At 75.9% G+C, this 16,134-nt stretch carries 15 protein-coding genes; 7 read left to right on the forward strand and 8 right to left on the reverse strand.

What is annotated here, in order from left to right; all coding sequences use genetic code 11:
* Nucleotides 1–58 precede the first annotated feature (58 nt).
* Nucleotides 59–424, reverse strand: a complete 366-nt coding sequence (locus PUR61_RS23215) for a hypothetical protein (RefSeq protein WP_329881283.1) — start codon at nucleotides 422–424, stop codon at nucleotides 59–61.
* A 142-nt stretch (nucleotides 425–566) separates the two neighbouring features.
* Complete coding sequence (gene ypfJ, locus PUR61_RS23220; protein WP_329881284.1) at nucleotides 567–1,466, reverse strand: KPN_02809 family neutral zinc metallopeptidase; 900 nt, start codon at nucleotides 1,464–1,466, stop codon at nucleotides 567–569.
* A gap of 429 nt (nucleotides 1,467–1,895) precedes the next feature.
* Here ypfJ and PUR61_RS23225 point away from each other — a divergent pair, with 429 nt between their 5' ends.
* Nucleotides 1,896–2,480 (forward strand): putative glycolipid-binding domain-containing protein, encoded by a 585-nt coding sequence (locus tag PUR61_RS23225; RefSeq protein WP_329881285.1) that lies wholly within the window; start codon nucleotides 1,896–1,898, stop codon nucleotides 2,478–2,480.
* A 66-nt stretch (nucleotides 2,481–2,546) separates the two neighbouring features.
* Here PUR61_RS23225 and fusA read toward each other — a convergent pair whose 3' ends face one another.
* Nucleotides 2,547–4,703 (reverse strand): elongation factor G, encoded by a 2,157-nt coding sequence (gene fusA / locus PUR61_RS23230; protein WP_329881286.1) that lies wholly within the window; start codon nucleotides 4,701–4,703, stop codon nucleotides 2,547–2,549.
* 539 nt (nucleotides 4,704–5,242) lie between these two features.
* Between fusA and PUR61_RS23235 the strand changes: the two genes are divergently transcribed.
* Entirely contained in the window at nucleotides 5,243–5,686 is a 444-nt protein-coding gene (locus tag PUR61_RS23235) for a hypothetical protein (protein ID WP_329881287.1), read from the forward strand.
* Nucleotides 5,687–5,849: 163 nt separating this feature from the next.
* Here PUR61_RS23235 and PUR61_RS23240 read toward each other — a convergent pair whose 3' ends face one another.
* A complete protein-coding gene (locus tag PUR61_RS23240; RefSeq protein WP_329881288.1) occupies nucleotides 5,850–7,274 on the reverse strand; it encodes an aminotransferase-like domain-containing protein in 1,425 nt (474 codons plus the stop codon).
* On the opposite strand from PUR61_RS23240, the gene PUR61_RS23245 reads away from it, so the two are divergent.
* Together PUR61_RS23245 and PUR61_RS23250 are read left to right on the forward strand one after the other, a co-directional pair.
* Entirely contained in the window at nucleotides 7,273–8,616 is a 1,344-nt protein-coding gene (locus tag PUR61_RS23245; protein WP_329881289.1) for an aminotransferase class V-fold PLP-dependent enzyme, read from the forward strand. The two genes, PUR61_RS23240 and PUR61_RS23245, sit on opposite strands and share 2 nt — an antisense overlap.
* Nucleotides 8,613–10,001, forward strand: a complete 1,389-nt coding sequence (locus PUR61_RS23250; RefSeq protein WP_329881290.1) for an MFS transporter — start codon at nucleotides 8,613–8,615, stop codon at nucleotides 9,999–10,001. Before PUR61_RS23245 ends, PUR61_RS23250 begins: the two co-directional genes overlap by 4 nt.
* 45 nt (nucleotides 10,002–10,046) lie before the next feature.
* On the opposite strand, the gene PUR61_RS23255 is transcribed toward PUR61_RS23250, so the two are convergent.
* Entirely contained in the window at nucleotides 10,047–11,150 is a 1,104-nt protein-coding gene (locus PUR61_RS23255) for a DUF2690 domain-containing protein (RefSeq protein WP_329881291.1), read from the reverse strand.
* A gap of 231 nt (nucleotides 11,151–11,381) precedes the next feature.
* On the opposite strand from PUR61_RS23255, the gene PUR61_RS23260 reads away from it, so the two are divergent.
* Nucleotides 11,382–12,059, forward strand: a complete 678-nt coding sequence (locus tag PUR61_RS23260) for a CHAP domain-containing protein (protein WP_329881292.1) — start codon at nucleotides 11,382–11,384, stop codon at nucleotides 12,057–12,059.
* A 96-nt stretch (nucleotides 12,060–12,155) separates the two neighbouring features.
* On the opposite strand, the gene PUR61_RS23265 is transcribed toward PUR61_RS23260, so the two are convergent.
* Nucleotides 12,156–13,127, reverse strand: a complete 972-nt coding sequence (locus PUR61_RS23265) for an EamA family transporter (protein ID WP_329881293.1) — start codon at nucleotides 13,125–13,127, stop codon at nucleotides 12,156–12,158.
* 47 nt (nucleotides 13,128–13,174) lie between these two features.
* Here PUR61_RS23265 and PUR61_RS23270 point away from each other — a divergent pair, with 47 nt between their 5' ends.
* Nucleotides 13,175–13,801 carry a MarR family winged helix-turn-helix transcriptional regulator gene (locus tag PUR61_RS23270; RefSeq protein ID WP_329881294.1) on the forward strand — a complete coding sequence of 209 codons (627 nt, stop codon included), beginning with the start codon at nucleotides 13,175–13,177 and terminating at the stop codon, nucleotides 13,799–13,801.
* A gap of 297 nt (nucleotides 13,802–14,098) precedes the next feature.
* Here PUR61_RS23270 and PUR61_RS23275 read toward each other — a convergent pair whose 3' ends face one another.
* Both PUR61_RS23275 and PUR61_RS23280 read right to left on the reverse strand, forming a co-directional pair.
* On the reverse strand, nucleotides 14,099–14,392 hold the full coding sequence (locus PUR61_RS23275) for a hypothetical protein (protein ID WP_329881295.1): 294 nt from the start codon (nucleotides 14,390–14,392) through the stop codon (nucleotides 14,099–14,101).
* Between the two features lie 198 nt (nucleotides 14,393–14,590).
* The gene (locus PUR61_RS23280; RefSeq protein WP_329881296.1) at nucleotides 14,591–14,995 is read right to left on the reverse strand and encodes a winged helix-turn-helix transcriptional regulator; all 405 of its coding nucleotides are present in this window, start codon (nucleotides 14,993–14,995) and stop codon (nucleotides 14,591–14,593) included.
* Between the two features lie 145 nt (nucleotides 14,996–15,140).
* Here PUR61_RS23280 and PUR61_RS23285 point away from each other — a divergent pair, with 145 nt between their 5' ends.
* The gene (locus PUR61_RS23285; RefSeq protein WP_329881297.1) at nucleotides 15,141–16,079 is read left to right on the forward strand and encodes an alcohol dehydrogenase catalytic domain-containing protein; all 939 of its coding nucleotides are present in this window, start codon (nucleotides 15,141–15,143) and stop codon (nucleotides 16,077–16,079) included.
* Nucleotides 16,080–16,134 lie beyond the last annotated feature (55 nt).

A 16,134-nucleotide genomic window follows, 5' to 3' on the forward strand; every position in this document is an offset into this window, starting at 1 on the left:
TCGGGCAGGCTGGGACGGGTCGGGCGGGTCGGGCGGGGACCCGCGGCCGGGCAGGGGGTCAGGGACGGTCGAGGGTGATGGAGTTGATCGGGGTGAGGTCGGCGTAGACGCCGGCCTGCGCGGCGATGTCGTAGCCGCACCCGGCACCGTTGTAGCCCGTGCACAGGTGGGAGTGCGCGCCGCCGGACTGGTTGTTGAGCACCCAGTGCCATCCGGTCTGGTTGCGGAGGTTGTGGGCGCCGTAGCTGTAGAAGACGTCGGTCGGCGGGGTGCTCGTGCTGGCACCCTCCCCGTAGATGCAGACGGCCCCGTACGGACAGCCGTCCCACGAACCGTCGGCGGCCTGGGCGCCGGAGCTGCCCATGGCCGTGGCGGCGGCCGCCGCGAGAGCGAGCGCGGCGACGGCGTGCAGGATCTTGCGCATGGTGGATCTCCCTCTGGTGCGGCCGGTACGGCCTGTCCGGCCGGTGCCCGGCCAGTGCTCAGCAGCGTAGGAAGGGCCCGGCGGCAGCGGTCCCTGACGGATGACAGGGTGGCCCCGGCGGAGGCCCCGCAGGCGGCACGGGTCAGCGCTGCGCGGCGAAGGTGTCGCAGCGGGCCGGGTCGCCGGTGCGGTAGCCGGTGGTGAACCAGGCCCTGCGCTGGTCGGCGGAGCCGTGGGTCCAGGTGTCCGGGTCGATCCGGCCGGTCGCCTGCTGCTGGATCCGGTCGTCACCGACGGCCGCCGCCGCGTCCAGCCCCTGTGCGATGTCCTGGTCGGTCAGCGTGCTGATCAGCGGCCGTCCGGTGGACGCCTGCGGTGTGGTGGTGGCGTGGTGGGCCCAGACGCCGGCGTAGCAGTCGGCCTGGAGTTCGAGCTTGACGGAGCCGCTGTTCTGCCCCTGCCGGTCCCGGCCGACCTTCTGCATCGTCCCGGTGAGGTTCTGGATGTGGTGGCCGTACTCGTGGGCCACCACGTACGCCTCGGCGAACGGGCCGCCGCGGGCGCCGAAACGGGTGGAGAGGTCGGAGAAGAACCCGAGGTCGAAGTAGGCGCGGAGGTCCGCGGGGCAGTAGAACGGGCCGACGGCGGAACTCGCCGCGCCGCAGGCGGTGGAGACCCGGTCGGTGAACAGGACCGTCTCGGCCGGACGGTAGGCGGACCCGAGGCGGGGCAGTTCGCCGCCCCAGTACTCCTGGAGGCTGTTGGTCACGGCGACGATCCGGCAGTCCTGCCGGCGGTTGGCGTCGGCACCGGTCCGGCAGACCTGCTGCACCTCGCCGGCCGTCGTGGCCCGCGCGGCCCCGCCGCTCCCCTCCGTGCCGTCCGAGAGACCGAGGACGCTCGGGTCGACACCGAACAGCACGGCGATCAGGACGGCGATCAGACCGGCCGCGCCGCCCCCGACGGCGACCTTCCCGCCGGGGATGCCGCGGCGGTCGCTCACCTGCGAAGTGTCGAGGTCCCCCTGGTCGTCGAACTGCATGCCTGCCCGTCCCTCGTGGTGGGTGCGGCGCCTTCGGCGCCTGGCGGCCGGGCCCGGCCGCCCGGCCACGCTAGCCGTTCACCCCGGCCCCACCACGGAAGGACGCGCAGGTCAGGGCCGGTTTCCGGCCCTACGGGGCGGCCCCCCGGGCCCGGGCCTCGCCGGGCTCCTCCGTCAGCCGGGTCGCGCCGGCCGGCGGGTCGGGCCACCGCGTGCCTTCGAGCGCCTCCGGCGAGCCGTGCGCCGCCCGGTCCCTGCGATCCCCGCTCCCCGGGCGGTCGGTCTCCCGATGCCCGCACGTGCCCTCCCGCGACGGCCCCGTCCGCAGCACCCGCCTCCTGGACGATCACGCTCGGCCCTGCGGTTCCGCCGCACGCGACGGACCGCCGTCCACGGGCCGGAGGTCGTCCGGGGAGTACGGTGGCGGGCATGATCACTCACCTCGTCCCCACCTGGCGGGTGGCCGGGAGTCGCGGCGTGGAGACCGCGTGGGTCGGGCTCGGCGACGGCGAGCTGCACGCCCGCGGCCGTGTCGTCGGCACGGTACCGGCGCCGTACTGGCTGAGCTACGAGCTGGAGACCGGCCCCGCCTGGATCACCCGGCGGCTCCGGGTGCGTGCCGAATCGGCAGACGGTGAGCGGGAGTTGGACCTGCGGCAGGAGGGCGGACGGTGGACGGTGAACGGCGTGCACCGTCCGGAGCTGAACGGGGCGCTCGACTGCGACCTCGGCCTCTCCCCGCTCACCGCCACCATGCCGGTGCTCCGTCACCGGCTGCACCGGAGACCGGGTGAGCAGGACTTCCTGATGGCCCTGGTCCGGGTGCCCGGACTGACGGTGCACCCCTCCCCCCAGACCTACACCCACCTGCTCCCGGCCGGGGAGGGCACGGGGGCCGGCGCCGGGGAGGCCGTGACCGTCCGGTACCGGTGCGGGGACCATACCGGTGACCTGCTGTTGGACGGGCACGGCCTGGTCCTCGACCACCCCGGGCTGGCCCGCCGCCTGCCCTGAACCGCCGGCGCCCTCCGTGGCCCCCGGCCGGGCCCGCCCTGCGGGGCGGACCCGACCGAACCCGGCCTACCGGGCCGCCGGCGCCGGGGCGTACCCGGCGGGCCGGGTGGTGAACGTGCCCCGGCCCTGGGTCCGGCTGCGCAGACCGGTCGCGTAGCCGAAGAGCTCGGCCAGCGGCACGACCGCCGTCACGACCGCCGTGCCGCCACGCGGAGCGGAGCCCTGGACCCGGCCGCGACGGGCGGCGAGGTCACCGAGCACGGCGCCGACGGCCTCCTGCGGCACCGTCACCGTCACCTCGGCGACCGGTTCCAGCAGCACCATGCGGGAGGCGCGCAGGGCCTCGCGCAGGGCGAGCCGGCCGGCGGTGCGGAACGCCAGGTCCGAGGAGTCCTTCGGGTGGGTGGCCCCGTCGGTCAGGGTGACCCGCAGCCCCGTGACCGGATGGCCGCCGAGCGGTCCGTCGGCGAGCGCGTCGCGGCAGCCTGCCTCGACCGCCTGGACGTACTCCCTCGGTACCCGGCCGCCCGTGACGGCGGACGCGAACACGAAGCCCTCCACCGCCCCGCCGTCCGGCCCGGCCGCCCCGGCCGGATCCACGTCGAGCGGCGCCACGTCGAGCACGACGTGCGCGAACTGGCCTGCGCCGCCCTCCTGTTTGACGTGCCGGTAGACCAGGCCGGAGACGCCGCGCCCGACGGTCTCCCGGTGGGAGACCTGCGGGCGCCCGACGCTCACCTCCAGCCCCTGCTCCCGGCGGATCCTCTCCACCGCCACCTCCAGGTGCAGTTCGCCCAGGCCGGACAGCACGCGCTGCCCGGTCTCCGGGTCGGTACGGACGACCAGGGACGGGTCCTCCTCGGCCAGCCGGGCGAGGGCGGTGGCGAGCCGGTCGGAGTCGACGGACCGCCTGGCCTCGACGGCCACCGTGACCACCGGTTCCGCCGCGACCGTCGGTTCCAGGACCAGGGGCGCCGTGGGTGCGCAGAGGGTCGCTCCGGCGCGCGCCGCCTTGACGCCGACCACCGCGACGATGTCGCCCGCGACGGCCGTGCCGACCTCGGTCCGGCGGTCGGCCTGGACCCGCAGGATCCGGGCGATCCGCTCGGTGCGGCCACTGCCCGCGTCCAGCACGGTGTCCCCCTTGCGCAACGTGCCCGCGTAGACGCGCAGGTAGGTGAGCCGGCCGGTGGAGCTGACGGTCACCTTGAACACCAGCGCGGTGAGCGGACCGTCCGGGTCCGCAGGCCGCTCCTCCTCGCCGGAGCCCGCGGTGGCGGCGTCCCGGGTGCCGGTGGACGTCCCCACCGGGTTGCCGCGCACCGCCGGTACGTCCAGCGGCGACGGCAGGTAGGCGACGACGGCCGACAGCAGCGGCTCGATCCCCCGGTTGCGGTAGGCCGAACCGCACAGCACCACCACGGCCTCACCACTGCGGGTGAGGTCGCGCAGCGCACCGGCCAGCGTCGCGGCGGAGAGCGCCGCGTGCTCGCAGTACTCCTCCAACGCGCCCGGATGGAGCCCGGCCACCGTCTCGTCCAGCCGGCGGCGGCGGCGCCCGGCCTCGGCCAGCAGTCCCTCCGGTACCGGACCCTCCCGGTAGCCGTCTCCCTCGGGGCCGTCGTCCCAGGTCAGGGCGCGCATCGTCAGCAGGTCGACCACGCCGACGAAACCGTCCTCGCACCCGATCGGCAGCTGGACGGCGAGCGGCGCGGGGTGCAGCCGCTCCCGGATGGAGGCGACCGCCGCGTCGAGGTCGGCGCCCGCGCGGTCGAGCTTGTTGACGAAGGCGATGCGCGGCACGCCGTGCCGGTCGGCCTGGCGCCAGACGGACTCGCTCTGCGGCTCCACCCCCGCGACGGCGTCGAAGACCGCGACCGCCCCGTCCAGGACCCGGAGCGAACGCTCGACCTCGTCGGCGAAGTCGACGTGCCCGGGGGTGTCGATCAGGTTGATCCGGTGGCCGTCCCAGGTGCAACTGACCGCCGCGGCGGAGATGGTGATGCCCCGTTCGCGTTCCTGCGGGTGGCAGTCGGTGAAGGCGGTGCCCTCGTGGACCTCGCCGCGCTTGTGGATGGTGCCGGTCAGGAAGAGGATCCGCTCGGTGACGGTGGTCTTGCCGGCGTCCACGTGGGCGAGGATGCCCAGGTTGCGGAGGGTGCGGACGGCAGGAAGGCCGGTGGTGCCGGTGGTGCCGGTGAGGTGGCGGACGTCGGTGCGCATGGCCCGGTGCCTTTCGGGGTGTTCCTGGAAAGGGGCGGCGCGATTGCGGCGACGGCACGGACGGCGGCCCGGCCGGGAGACGGCTCGGGGCGGCGGCCCCGGGAGCGGGGCCCGGGCGTCCGGTGGACGGCCCGGTGTCAGGCGTGCGTCGCGGGAGTCCGGTGCCGACCGCGCAGCGGGCACCGGGCGCACGAGGACACCAGGATCACCTCGTACCGGGACGAGGGGACGACGACAGCGGTGCGGTAACGCACGACCGGCCTCCCTCGACTCGTCACGGTGCGCACCACCACCCGGAGCGGGGCGGCGCGCTGTTGCGTGCCCGAGTGTAGGGAGTCGACCACCCGCCGGTCACCGGGTTTTCCGGAGGCGGCCCGCCCCCGGGTCGGGCGCGGCGGTGTCGGTCGATCCGCGGCTGACCCCGCGTCACCCGGCGGGCATCCTTCGTGTCATCTGCCGGTACGACGGCCGGCCGCGGTGGAGAGGACTCTGCGCCACGGCCGCGGCCACGGCGGCCCTCCGGGTCCCGGAGGGCCGCCGTGGCCGCGCGACAGGACGCACAGGACGAACAGGACTGCCTCAACTACGCCGAGGACGTCGCGGCAATGGAGCGGATGTGCCGCGCCGTCCACCGGAGCGTGGTGCCGGGCGGGGAGTTCTTCGTGCTCGCCCAGAAGCCCGACTACCGGTTCGACCGTCCGTCCCTGGACACCTACGGGTTCTGCTGCGAACCGACCGGCGAGGAGAGCGGGACGGGTCCACGGGTGCGGATCACGGCCCTCCTGGACCCGCGGCCGATCAGCATCGTGAGCACGGCGCCGCGCCGGGAGGTCTACGAGGAGTGCCTGCGGGCGGCCGGGTTCTGTGAGCTCGGGTGGGTTCCGCTGCGGGTGTCCGAGGCCGGTGCCCGCGCGTTCGGCGAGGAGTTCTGGGCGGACCTCCTCGCGCACCCGCCGCTGGAGATGCTGCGCTGCCGTGCCTGACCGGCGGTGAGGGTCGGCCGCTCTCCGGCCGGACCCCCCGCCCCGGGAACGCCCCCGCCCCCGGGGGAACTGACCTCCCGCGCACCGCTGTTCACCGGTCGGCGTCGCTGCACCGGCGCCGGGCAGCGTGCTCCGCAGCGTGCTCGTGATCACCGCGCCCCGGTCACCGTACGACGGCGGCGGCCAGCCGGCGCACGGCCTCGACGAGATCGGCCTGGTCCGCGGCCGCCGCGAAGCCGAGCCGCAGGTGGGCGGCGGGCGGCTCGGCCGGGAAGTAGCGCCGGCCCGCGTTGACCGCGACGCCGGCCACCCGGGCGGCGTCGGCGACCGCACCGTCGGCGAGCGGCTCCGGCAGCCTCAGCCAGAGGTGGAGCCCACCGGCCGGAATCCGGACGGGCACCCAGTCGGGCAGGTCCTGGGCGAGCGCGCCGGACAGGACGGCGCAGCGTTCGCCCAGCGCCGTGCCGAGCGTGCGCAGGTGGCGGTCCCAGGCGGGGGTGGAGAGCAGTTCGACGGCGGCTTCCTGGAGCGGGCGGGCGACGAAGAAGTCGTCGACCAGCCGCATGCCGCGCAGCCGGCCCATGACCGGGCCCCGGGCGACAAGCGCACCGATCCGCAGGCTGGGCGAGGCGGGCTTGGTGAGCGAGGTGAGGTGGACGACCGTGCCGTCGCGGTCGTCGGCGACCAGCGGCGGAGGCACGGGGCGGCCGTGGCCGAGGTGGCGGGCGAAGTCGTCCTCGATCAGGAAGGCTCCGGCGGCGCGGGCGACGTCGACGATCTGGCGGCGGCGGTCCGGGGGGAGCACGGTGCCGGTGGGGTTGTGGAAGGTCGGCTGGCAGTAGAGGAGCCGGGCGCCGGTCATGGCGAAGGCGTCGGCCAGCAGGTCGGGGCGCAGGCCGTCCTCGTCGATCGGGACGGGGACGGGGCGCAACCCGGCGGCGCGGGCGGCGGCGAGCGCGCCGGGGTAGGTGGGCGACTCGACGAGGACGGGGCTGTCGGGCGCGGCGATCGCCCGGAAGAGCATGGAGAGCGCGCCCTGGCCGCCGCCGGTGACCAGCACGTCCTCGGGGCGGACCCCCGGTCCGGCCTGGCGGGCGAGGATCGCGCGCAGCGGCGCGAGGCCGACGGCGGGCGCCCGGCGCCACGCGTCGGGTCGGCGGGCGGCGCGCGCCAGGGCGGCGCCGAGTGCCCGGACGGGCTGGAGGTTCTCGTGCAGGTATCCGCCGGCGAGGCTGATCGTTCCGGCCGGCGCCGTGGCCGACGTGTCGTCGGTGCCTCCGGGCTCGGCTCCGAAATCGCCGCCCGGCGCCTGCGGACGGCCGGCCAGGGCGACGGCCTGCCACGAGGTGTCGGGCGCCTGGCTGCCGGGGCGGGACCGACGGACGGCGACGAAGGTCCCGCTCCCGGGGCGGGTCACCACCAGTCCCTCGGCGGCCAGTTGGGCGATCGCGCGGGAGACGGTGACCGGCCCGACGCCGTGGCGGGCGATCAGGTCGCGGCTGCTGGGCAGCCGGGCGCCCGCAGGGAGACCGGCGACCTCCCGGCGAAGGATCCCCACGAGTGCGTCAGTACTGCTACCGTCGGACATGAAGAACAACAATAGCGCTTTCCTCTCCTCCCCGGAACCGCTCTCCGGTGGGAAGCCCCCGACCGGGCCGTCCGGACCCGCCGGGCAGCCGCTCGACCTCGCCGCGCCGTTCGACCTCGCCGAACTGCGGGCCGACACGCCCGGCTGCGAGTCCGTGATCCACTTCAACAACGCCGGCTGCGGCCTGATGCCCCGTCCGGTGCTCCGGGCGATGGTCGACCACCTCCGGTTGGAGGCCACCGTCGGCGGGTACGAGGCCTCCGCCGCCCGTGCCGCCGAGGTCGCCGACTTCCACGCCTCGGTCGCCGAGCTGATCAACGCCGGCCCCGACACGATCGCCTTCGCCGGCAGCGCCACCCACGCCTACGCCAAGGCGCTCTCCGCCGTCGACTTCCGGCCCGGCGACATCGTCCTCACCACCCGCAACGACTTCGTCTCGAACCAGATCGCCTTCCTCGCGCTGCGCCGCCGCTTCGGCGTCGAGATCGTGCACGCCCCGGACCACCCGGACGGCAACGGGGTCGACGTCGCGGCGATGGCCGCCCTGATGCGCGGCCGGCGGCCCCGACTGGTCGCCGCCACCCACGTCCCCACCAACTCCGGACTCGTCCAGCCGGTCGCCGAGATCGGCCGGCACTGCCGGGGACTCGATCTGCTCTACCTGGTCGACGCCTGCCAGTCCGTCGGCCAGTACGAGATCGACGTCGAGGAGATCGGCTGCGACCTGCTCACCGCGACCTGTCGCAAGTTCCTGCGCGGGCCCCGCGGTTCGGGCTTCCTGTACGCCTCCGAGCGAGTCCTCCGGGCCGGGTACGAGCCGCTGTTCATCGACATGCACGGCGCCCGCTGGACGGCGCCCGGCGAGTACCGGCCGGTGGACACGGCGGCCCGGTTCGAGGAGTGGGAGTTCCCCTACGCGACCGTGCTCGGCAGCGCCGCCGCCGTCCGCTACGCGCTGCGGGTCGGCCCGGCGGCGGTCGCCCGGCGGACCCCGGCGCTCGCCGCCGCGCTCCGCGAACGGCTCGCGGAACTCCCCGGTGTCCGCCTGCTCGACGGCGGGCGGGCGCCCGCCGCGCTGGTGACCTTCGCCGTGCCGGGCTGGGAGGCCGGGGCGTTCAAGGCGGCGCTGGACGCCCGGGCCGTCAACTCCGCCCTCAGTTTCCGCGAGTTCGCGCAGTTCGACTTCGCCGACAAGGACGTGGAGTGGTGCCTGCGCCTGTCGCCGCACTACTACAACACCGAGGAGGAGGTCGACGAGGTGGCCGAGACCGTCGGCAGGCTGCTCCGCGGCGGGCCCGCCGCGGCAGCGGCGTCCGGAACGGGCGCGGTGACCGGACGATGACGGGCGTTCCGACGAGCTCGGCAACGGCCACGACCGCCGCGACCGCCGCGACATCAACGACATCCACGGCATCAACGGCGCCGTCCGCGGACGTTCCGGCCGAGAACCTCCGGCTCGACCGCGACTTCCACCGCTTCCGGCTCGGCGAAACGGTCTCGCTGCTCGGCACCCAGGTCACCAACCTGGCCCTGCCGCTGACCGCCATCCACGCCTTCGGCGCAAGCGACGAACAGGTCGGGCTGCTCCGCTTCCTCCAGCTCGCCCCCTACCTCGGGCTGGCGCTGCTGATCGGGGTCTGGACCGACCGCGTACGGCGGCGGCCGGTCATGCTGGGTGCCAACCTGGTCCGGCTGGTCCTGCTCGCCCTCGTCCCGCTGCTCTCGTGGTGGCACGTCCTGAACCTGCCGGTGCTCCTGGTGATCGCCTCCGCGGTCGGCATCGCCTCGGTGGCGTTCGACGTGAGCTGGATGTCGTACGTGCCGGTGCTGGTCCGGAGCCCCGAGCGCTACGTGGAGGCGAGCGCCCGGATGGGTGTCAGCAGCTCGGCGGCCGAGGTCGCCGGCCCGGGGCTGGCCGGCGCCCTGGTCTCGGCGCTCACCGCGCCGGTCGCGCTGGTGGTCGATGCCTGCTCGTACGCGGTGTCGCTCGTCTCGCTGCTGCTGATCCGCACCCGGGAGCCGCGACCGGCCCCGGCCGCCGAACGGCACCTGCTCACCGAGCTGCGGGACGGCCTGGGCCAGGTGTTCCGCAACGGCGTGCTGCGGTCGCTCGCACTGATCGGGTTCTGCTGCAACTTCTCCATGGTCTCGGTCTGGACGCTGTTCCTGCTCCACGGCACCCACGACCTGCGGCTCGGCCCGGCCGCCCTCGGCGGGGTCCTCACCACCGCCTCGGTGGGCGGGCTGACCGGCGCGCTGCTCTCGCGGCGGGTCATCGCGCGGTTCCCGCTCGGCCGGGTCTATCCGGTGGCCCAGTCGGCGCTGCTGCTCGGCCCGGTCCTGGCCGCCGTCGCCGCCGGGCCGCGGCCGTCGGTGATCGCGCTCTGCGCGCTCTCCTTCTTCACCAGCTACCTGGGTCTGGGGGTCGCCGGGGTGGTCATCGTCAGCCTGCGCCAGTCGCTGACCCCGCAGTCGATGATGGGCCGGATGACCGCGGCGTTCCGCACCCTGCTCTTCGGCGGCGGCGCGCTCGGCGGGCTCTCCGCCGGGCTGCTGGCCGGGCGGGTGGGCGCCGAGAGCGCGCTGCGCATGGCGGCGGCCGGCTCGGCGGTGGTGGTGGTCGGGCTGGTCCTCTCCCCGGTGGTCCGCCTGCGCTCGCTGCCCGCGGCCCCGACCGACCGGCCGCCACCGGGGCCGCGCGGGGGAGCGGAGGCGGGGACGCGGTGAACCGGCCCCACCTCCCGGGCCGCCCGGCGGAGCACCGGCCCGCCGTCACGACGGCGCCGGGGTGGGGGGCTCGCCGGCGCAGACCGTGCCGCGCGCGTCGATGATCGCGCAGGCCCGGGCGTCGGTGGGGCCGGCCGACCGCACCATCTGGGTGTGCGCGGTGCGGCCGGTCTGCTGCCGGTACTCCTCCTGGTCGGGCGGCGTCCCCTCCCGGCCGAACACCTGGACGCGGTCGCCCGGCGAGCTGCCCGAGATCCTGGCCCAGGCAGCCCGGCATCCGGGGCTGTAGCGGAGCTCCACGTGGACGCCGAAGTCCCGGCCCTGCGCGGTGGTGACGGCGTCGTTCATGCAGACGGTGCTGTTCGGCTCGGTGTGCACGCAGCTGTCGGCACGGCAGGTGGCGGTCGCGGTGGCACCCACGACCGCCCCGGCCTGCGCGGGCGGGGTCACCGGTCCGGAGGCGGCCCGCCCGGGGGCGGCCTGTCCGGGGGACGCCGAGGCGGCGGCCGGCGGGAGCGCGCTGGCCCCGTCGGCCGGACCGGACGGCGCCGGACCGAGCAGATGGTGGACGAGCAGACCCCCCGCGACCACGCCCGCCAGTGCGGCCGCCGCCCCCGCCGACCAGGCCACCCAGTGCCGGGGCCGGTCCGCCGGCGGGGCGTCGGACGGTGCGGTGCCACCGGGAACGGCACCGGCCCGGGCGTCGCGGGCCGGTGCGGCGCCGACCGGTGCGGGGACACCGACCGCGCCGTCGGGACCGCCGGAACCGGCCGAACCGCCCGGCAGCGGCACCTTCGGCCCCCGGACCGGCCCGACACGTTCCTCCGGGACACCGCCCGGTGTCCCGGAGCGGAGCTCCTCGTCCACCCGGGCGCGCAGGGCGAGCGCCGCGTCGAGGTCCTCCGCGGCGAGCCGGTAACACGACCAGAGCGCGCGGATCGCCGGCTCCGGCGCCGGGTACCGCCCGTCGGAACTCTCGTAGCGCGACACCGTCGTCTGGGCGACGCCGAGCCGCCGGGCCACCGTCTTCTGCGGCAGCTCGCCGGCCCGGGTGCGCCAGCCGCGCAGGGTCCGCGCCAGCTCCACCCGGGCCGACGGGACCGCTCCGTCGCCCTCCGCACCCGCCCCGATGACTCCCGTGTCCGGCATCCGTCCGCTCCCCTCTGCCTCGGCCCGGTGCATATCCGCAGATCAGCGCGATGCATATCCGGACCGCATACGAATGAGTAACCAGCTGATCGCGCAGCGTAGAAGTCTGCGGCCCGGCCGTGCAACGCTGATGACCAGCCGGTGAGGAACCCCGGCGAACACCCACCCCCTCCCGTACCCGGGCTGCCGCATGCCGTCCGGGGAGCGGGAATGCACTCGAAGGAGTCACGGATGCACACCAACCGTCACCTCACGCTCGCCGCCTTCAAGCAGCGTGCGGGCCGCACCGTCGCCGTCGCCGCCCTGGCGGCGGCGGCGCTCACCGGGACCGGCGCGGCGGACGCGCTCACCCTCCCGACCGCGCCGGCCGCCGCCGTCACCACCGACGTCGCGGACCTCGCCACCGGGGCCGGCTCCGCCGAGCTGCGGGAGGGTGCGGCCGCGCCGGCGGCGGCTACCCTGCGGGACCGGATCGTGGCCGCCGCGCGCGGCCAGATCGGGGTCACCGAGAGCAGCTCGGCCTGCCAGAAGTACCTCACCGGAAAGGGCCAGACCTGCCGCAACACCTCCTGGTGCGCGGCGTTCGCCGAGTGGACCTGGCGGCAGGCCGGGGTGAAGAACGGCCCGACCACCCTGCTCGGGCGCGGGGTCGGCAAGTGGGGGCAGGAGCACCACCTCTTCCACACCGGCTCGCCCAAGCCCGGCGACCTCGTCGTCTACGGCCCGCCGGCCTACGCGCGCGGCGGCCACGTCGGCGTGGTGGTCTCGGTGAACCGCGACGGCACCCTCGACACCGTCGAGGGCAACGTGAGCAACAAGGTGACCCACCGCCACATCAACCCGCGCACCGCCACGGGCGGCACGAAGAACTGGAAGATCTCCGGCTACGTGACGCCGCCCGGCGCCTGATCCCACCCGGTCCGACACCGACGGCCCCGGCCCGGCGCCGCTCCTCCCACCCCCGGAGGACGCGGCCCGGGCCGGGGCCGCGTCGTCCCCGCCCCGTCAGCGTTCCTGCCGGCAGACCTCCCGCCCCGGCGCCGACCGGCCGACACCCCCCGGCCGACCGCCTGCCGGCTCGCCGCCCTCCTCCACGGCAGGCACCGCTCCGGTCGGCGCCGCTCCGGTCGGCGCCCGGCGCGGCCGTCCGAGCACGACACCGGCCAGGACCAGCACCAGTCCCGCCAGTTGCAGCGGCCCCAGCGTCTCGCCCGCCACCGCCGTACCGAGCAGCACGCCGGTCAGCGGGTTGAGCAGGCCCAGCAGGCCGACCGTGCCGGCCGGCAGGTGACGCAGCCCGGCGAACCAGACCGCGAACGCCAGCGCGGTCGCCACCACCGCGACGTAGCCGAAGGCGAGCAGTTCCCGGCCGGACGGCACGACGGGCGCGCCCTCCGCCACCGCCGCCACCGGAAGGAGCACCAGGCCGCCGGCCACCAGCTGCCACGCGGTCGTGGCGAGCACGTCGGCGCCGTCCCGCCACCGCCCGGCGAGCACGTAGCCGAGCGAGGAGACCAGCATCGCCGCCGCCGAGGCGGCCAGGCCGGGCAGGCTCACCGCCCCGGCCCGGGTGAGCAGCATCAGACAGACCCCGCCCAGACCGACGACCGCCCCGACCAGGTGGGCGCGGGCCGGGCGCGCGGCGGTCAGCGCCCAGGCGAGCAGCAGCATCGTCAACGGGGAGGCCGCCATCACGGTGGAGGCGACGCTGGTGGCGAGCAGCTGGGAGGCGACGTAGAGCAGGACGAAGAAGCTCGCCGTGTTGAGCAGCCCCAGCAGCGCCGAGCGCCACCACCACGCGCCGCGCGGGCGCCGGGGGCGGAGCGCCAGCAGGAGCAGCCCGGCGGGCAAGGCGCGCAGGGCCGCGCCCCAGAGCGGGCGGTCGGCCGGGAGGTACTCCCGGGTGACGAAGTAGTTCGCCCCCCACGCCACCGGCGCGACGGCGGTCAGCAGCACCCACCGGAAACTGGCTTCCATGGAAGACAATATATCTTCCATGGAAGCTATTCGGCTAGGATGACCCCATGGCGAACGAGCACGGCCACGAGCCGGACCCGGCGCAGGAACCGGCACAGGACCACGTCTCCCTGATCCAGGCCGCGTGGCACCGGGAGCGGCCCGACCTCGACGTCGCCCCCCAGGCGGTCATCGGCCGGTTGCACCGGCTGGCCGTCCGGCTCACCGAGGAGCTCTGCCTGGTCTACGGACGGTACGGGCTGGGCGAGGGCGAGTTCGACGTCCTGGCCACGCTGCGCCGGGCCGGGGCACCGTTCGAGCGGGCCCCCGGCGAACTGGCCGCCCACACCATGGTCACCACCGGCGCGATGACCAAGCGGGTCGACCGGCTGGAGCGGGCCGGGCTCGTCACCCGCCGCCGCAGCGAGGCCGACGGGCGGGGCCGGGTCGTCGCCCTCACCGAGGCCGGCCGGCGGCTGATCGACGAGGCGTTCACCGCCCACATGCGCAACGAACACCGGCTGCTGGGCCACCTCTCCCCCGAGGAGGCGTCCGCCCTGGAGGTGCTGCTGACGGCCTGGCAGCGCCGCCTCGACCACCCGGGCCCGGACGCCCGGGATCCCGAAACCCGCGAGCCGGACGGCGCCGCACCCGACGGCGGCGGGCCGGGCGGCGACAGCCCGGCGGCCACCTGACCCGGAGGATCCCCGCGCATCCTCCGCGATGGCGTCGCACCATGACGAAACGGACCTGGGACCTCGTCCTGCTCGGTGGCGCGTCCGGCGTCGGCAAGAGCGTGGCCGCCGACCGGATCGCCGCCAACTACGCGGCCCGGGAACCGGGGGGGGCGGCGTCCAGGCGCGCCGCGCCGAGGTCAGCGCGCGCTACTCGCGCCGGCTCGGTTCCCAGGCCCGCCTGCACGCCCTCCCGGTGGTCGACTGCCGGCCGTGGTCCACGCTCGCCGACCGCCTCGACCACGTGCTCGCCCCGGCTCAGACCAGCGTGTAGCCGCCGCTACGGAACGTCGAGCCGACGTTGCTGCAGTACGCGTAGGACCAGACGCCGGGCGACCTGGTCGGCCCGTAGACCACCTTGTTGTTGGCACAGACGGCCCACGCGTAGTAGCTGCGGGTGCCGTCGCACGAGACGCCGTAGCTGACGTAGTTGCTGTAGGTCGAGCAGGCGGCCACGCGGGCGGGCGCCGCGGAGGCCGGGACGGTCGCGAGGACCGGGACGGCCAGGGCTGCGGTGGCGGCGATCGTCGCCGCCGCGGTACGGATGCGCATGATTCCCCCTCCAGTGGGGTTCGGTTGACGGGCGGCCGGACGGCCGGACCGCAGCCCACTGTCCGCTCCGGAGGTCCGGCGGAACCGGCAGCAGGACGGGAAACGGACGATCCCCGGGCACCCCCGACCCGCCGGGCGCCGGGCCTCGGTCGTCCGACGCCCTCACCGCCGCTCCTCGGCAGCGGATCCGGCACCTCGTCAGTCGTTCCGGACGCCGTCGTACGACTCGCGGTGGGCGAGCACCTCCGGCATGTTCTCCTCGGCCCAGCTCTTGATCGCCTTCAGCAGCGGCAGCAGCCCCGTGCCCAGCGGGGTGAGCGCGTAGTCGACCCGGGCCGGGACGGACGGGGTGACCGTCCGGGTGAGGAGGCCGTCCCGCTCCAGGGCTCGCAGGGTCTGGGTGAGCATCTTCTCGCTGACCCCGGCGAGACGCCGGCGCAGGTCGCTGTACCGCTGCGGCCCGTCGGCCAGCGCGTTGACGACCAGGCTGACCCACTTGTCGCCGATCCTGTCCAGCAGTTGCCGGGCCGGGCACTCGGCGACGTACGCGTCGAATCCGGCCCGCTCGGCCGAGCGGCGCTGGGCGGCGGTCATGGTCGCCATGGTGCTCTCCTCCCCGTGCGGTACGCACTTCCGGGTACGTACTTCCTGCCGGAGAGCAGGTTTTCCTAGCGTGGGCGGTGTTCGCAAGTCCCTGGGTGGGGACGGCTCCCCGGTGGAGCCGGGCCCCGGGTGAGAGGAGTGCGCGATGCGCGCCGTGGTGGTCCGTCGGTTCGGTGGCCCGGAGGTCCTGGAGCTGGTCGAGGTGCCCGTCCCGGGGCCCGGCCCCGGCCAGGTCAGGATCCGGGTGGAGGCCGCCACCGTGAACCCGGTGGACGCGGTGACCCGGTCCGGGGTGCTCGCGGGGGCGGGCCTGATGGCGCCGCGCGACACGGTCGGCGTGGGCTGGGACGCGGCCGGCACGGTCGACCTGGTCGGCCCCGGGGTGGCCGGCTTCGCCGCGGGCGACCGGGTCATCGGCCTGCGCGACCGGCTGGACGTCCCGCTCGGCGCCTACGCCGACTACCTGGTGCTGGACGCCGCCGCCGTGGCCCCGGCCCCGGCGGGCGTGCCGGCCGCCGAGGCGGCCACCCTGCCGCTCAACGGGCTGACCGCCGTCCAGGCGCTGGACCTGCTCGGCCTGCCCGCCGGGGCGACCCTGCTGGTCACCGGCGCCGCGGGTGCGGTGGGCGGCTTCGCCGTGGAACTGGCGGTCCTGCGCGACCTGCGGGTGGTGGCCCTGGCCGGTGCGGGCGACGCGGCGGCGGTCCGCGCGCTGGGTGCCGAGTGGTTCGTGCCGCGCGACGCCGCCGATCCGGCCGCCGCCGTCCGCGCGCTGGTGCCCGGCGGGGTCGACGGCGTGCTGGACGCGGCGCTGCTCGGCGTGACGGTGCTCGGCGCGGTCCGCAACCGGGGCGCGTTCGTCGCGGTGTCGGCGGGCGCCGCACCGCTCGGCCTGCGCGGTGTCCGGGTGGAACAGGTCTGGGTGGCCGCCGACGGGGCGGCGCTCGCCGAACTCTCCGTGCTGGCCGAGCGGAAGGCCCTCACGCTCCGGGTCGCCGGGACGCACCCGCTGGAGCGGGCCGCGGACGTCCACCGCAGGCTGGCCGGGGGCGGCCTGCGCGGACGGCTCGTCCTGCTGCCCTAGCTTCGGCCACCGACGGAGGCCCGGTCGGCTCCCTCGTCGGGCCACACGACGGCCC

Origin of the sequence: Streptomyces sp. BE20 (assembly GCF_036322525.1) — a bacterium.
GTDB lineage: Bacteria > Actinomycetota > Actinomycetes > Streptomycetales > Streptomycetaceae > Kitasatospora.

What these genes read in the sequence shown, in the direction of transcription:
- PUR61_RS23215 (WP_329881283.1), bottom strand. Translation starts at nt 424, where the DNA reads ATGCGCAAGATCCTGCACGCCGTCGCCGCGCTCGCTCTCGCGGCGGCC.
- ypfJ (WP_329881284.1), bottom strand. Translation starts at nt 1,466, where the DNA reads ATGCAGTTCGACGACCAGGGGGACCTCGACACTTCGCAGGTGAGCGAC.
- PUR61_RS23225 (WP_329881285.1), top strand. Translation starts at nt 1,896, where the DNA reads ATGATCACTCACCTCGTCCCCACCTGGCGGGTGGCCGGGAGTCGCGGC.
- fusA (WP_329881286.1), bottom strand. Translation starts at nt 4,703, where the DNA reads ATGCGCACCGACGTCCGCCACCTCACCGGCACCACCGGCACCACCGGC.
- PUR61_RS23245 (WP_329881289.1), top strand. Translation starts at nt 7,273, where the DNA reads ATGAAGAACAACAATAGCGCTTTCCTCTCCTCCCCGGAACCGCTCTCC.
- PUR61_RS23240 (WP_329881288.1), bottom strand. Translation starts at nt 7,274, where the DNA reads ATGTCCGACGGTAGCAGTACTGACGCACTCGTGGGGATCCTTCGCCGG.
- PUR61_RS23250 (WP_329881290.1), top strand. Translation starts at nt 8,613, where the DNA reads ATGACGGGCGTTCCGACGAGCTCGGCAACGGCCACGACCGCCGCGACC.
- PUR61_RS23255 (WP_329881291.1), bottom strand. Translation starts at nt 11,150, where the DNA reads ATGCCGGACACGGGAGTCATCGGGGCGGGTGCGGAGGGCGACGGAGCG.
- PUR61_RS23260 (WP_329881292.1), top strand. Translation starts at nt 11,382, where the DNA reads ATGCACACCAACCGTCACCTCACGCTCGCCGCCTTCAAGCAGCGTGCG.
- PUR61_RS23265 (WP_329881293.1), bottom strand. Translation starts at nt 13,127, where the DNA reads ATGGAAGCCAGTTTCCGGTGGGTGCTGCTGACCGCCGTCGCGCCGGTG.
- PUR61_RS23270 (WP_329881294.1), top strand. Translation starts at nt 13,175, where the DNA reads ATGGCGAACGAGCACGGCCACGAGCCGGACCCGGCGCAGGAACCGGCA.
- PUR61_RS23275 (WP_329881295.1), bottom strand. Translation starts at nt 14,392, where the DNA reads ATGCGCATCCGTACCGCGGCGGCGACGATCGCCGCCACCGCAGCCCTG.
- PUR61_RS23280 (WP_329881296.1), bottom strand. Translation starts at nt 14,995, where the DNA reads ATGGCGACCATGACCGCCGCCCAGCGCCGCTCGGCCGAGCGGGCCGGA.
- PUR61_RS23285 (WP_329881297.1), top strand. Translation starts at nt 15,141, where the DNA reads ATGCGCGCCGTGGTGGTCCGTCGGTTCGGTGGCCCGGAGGTCCTGGAG.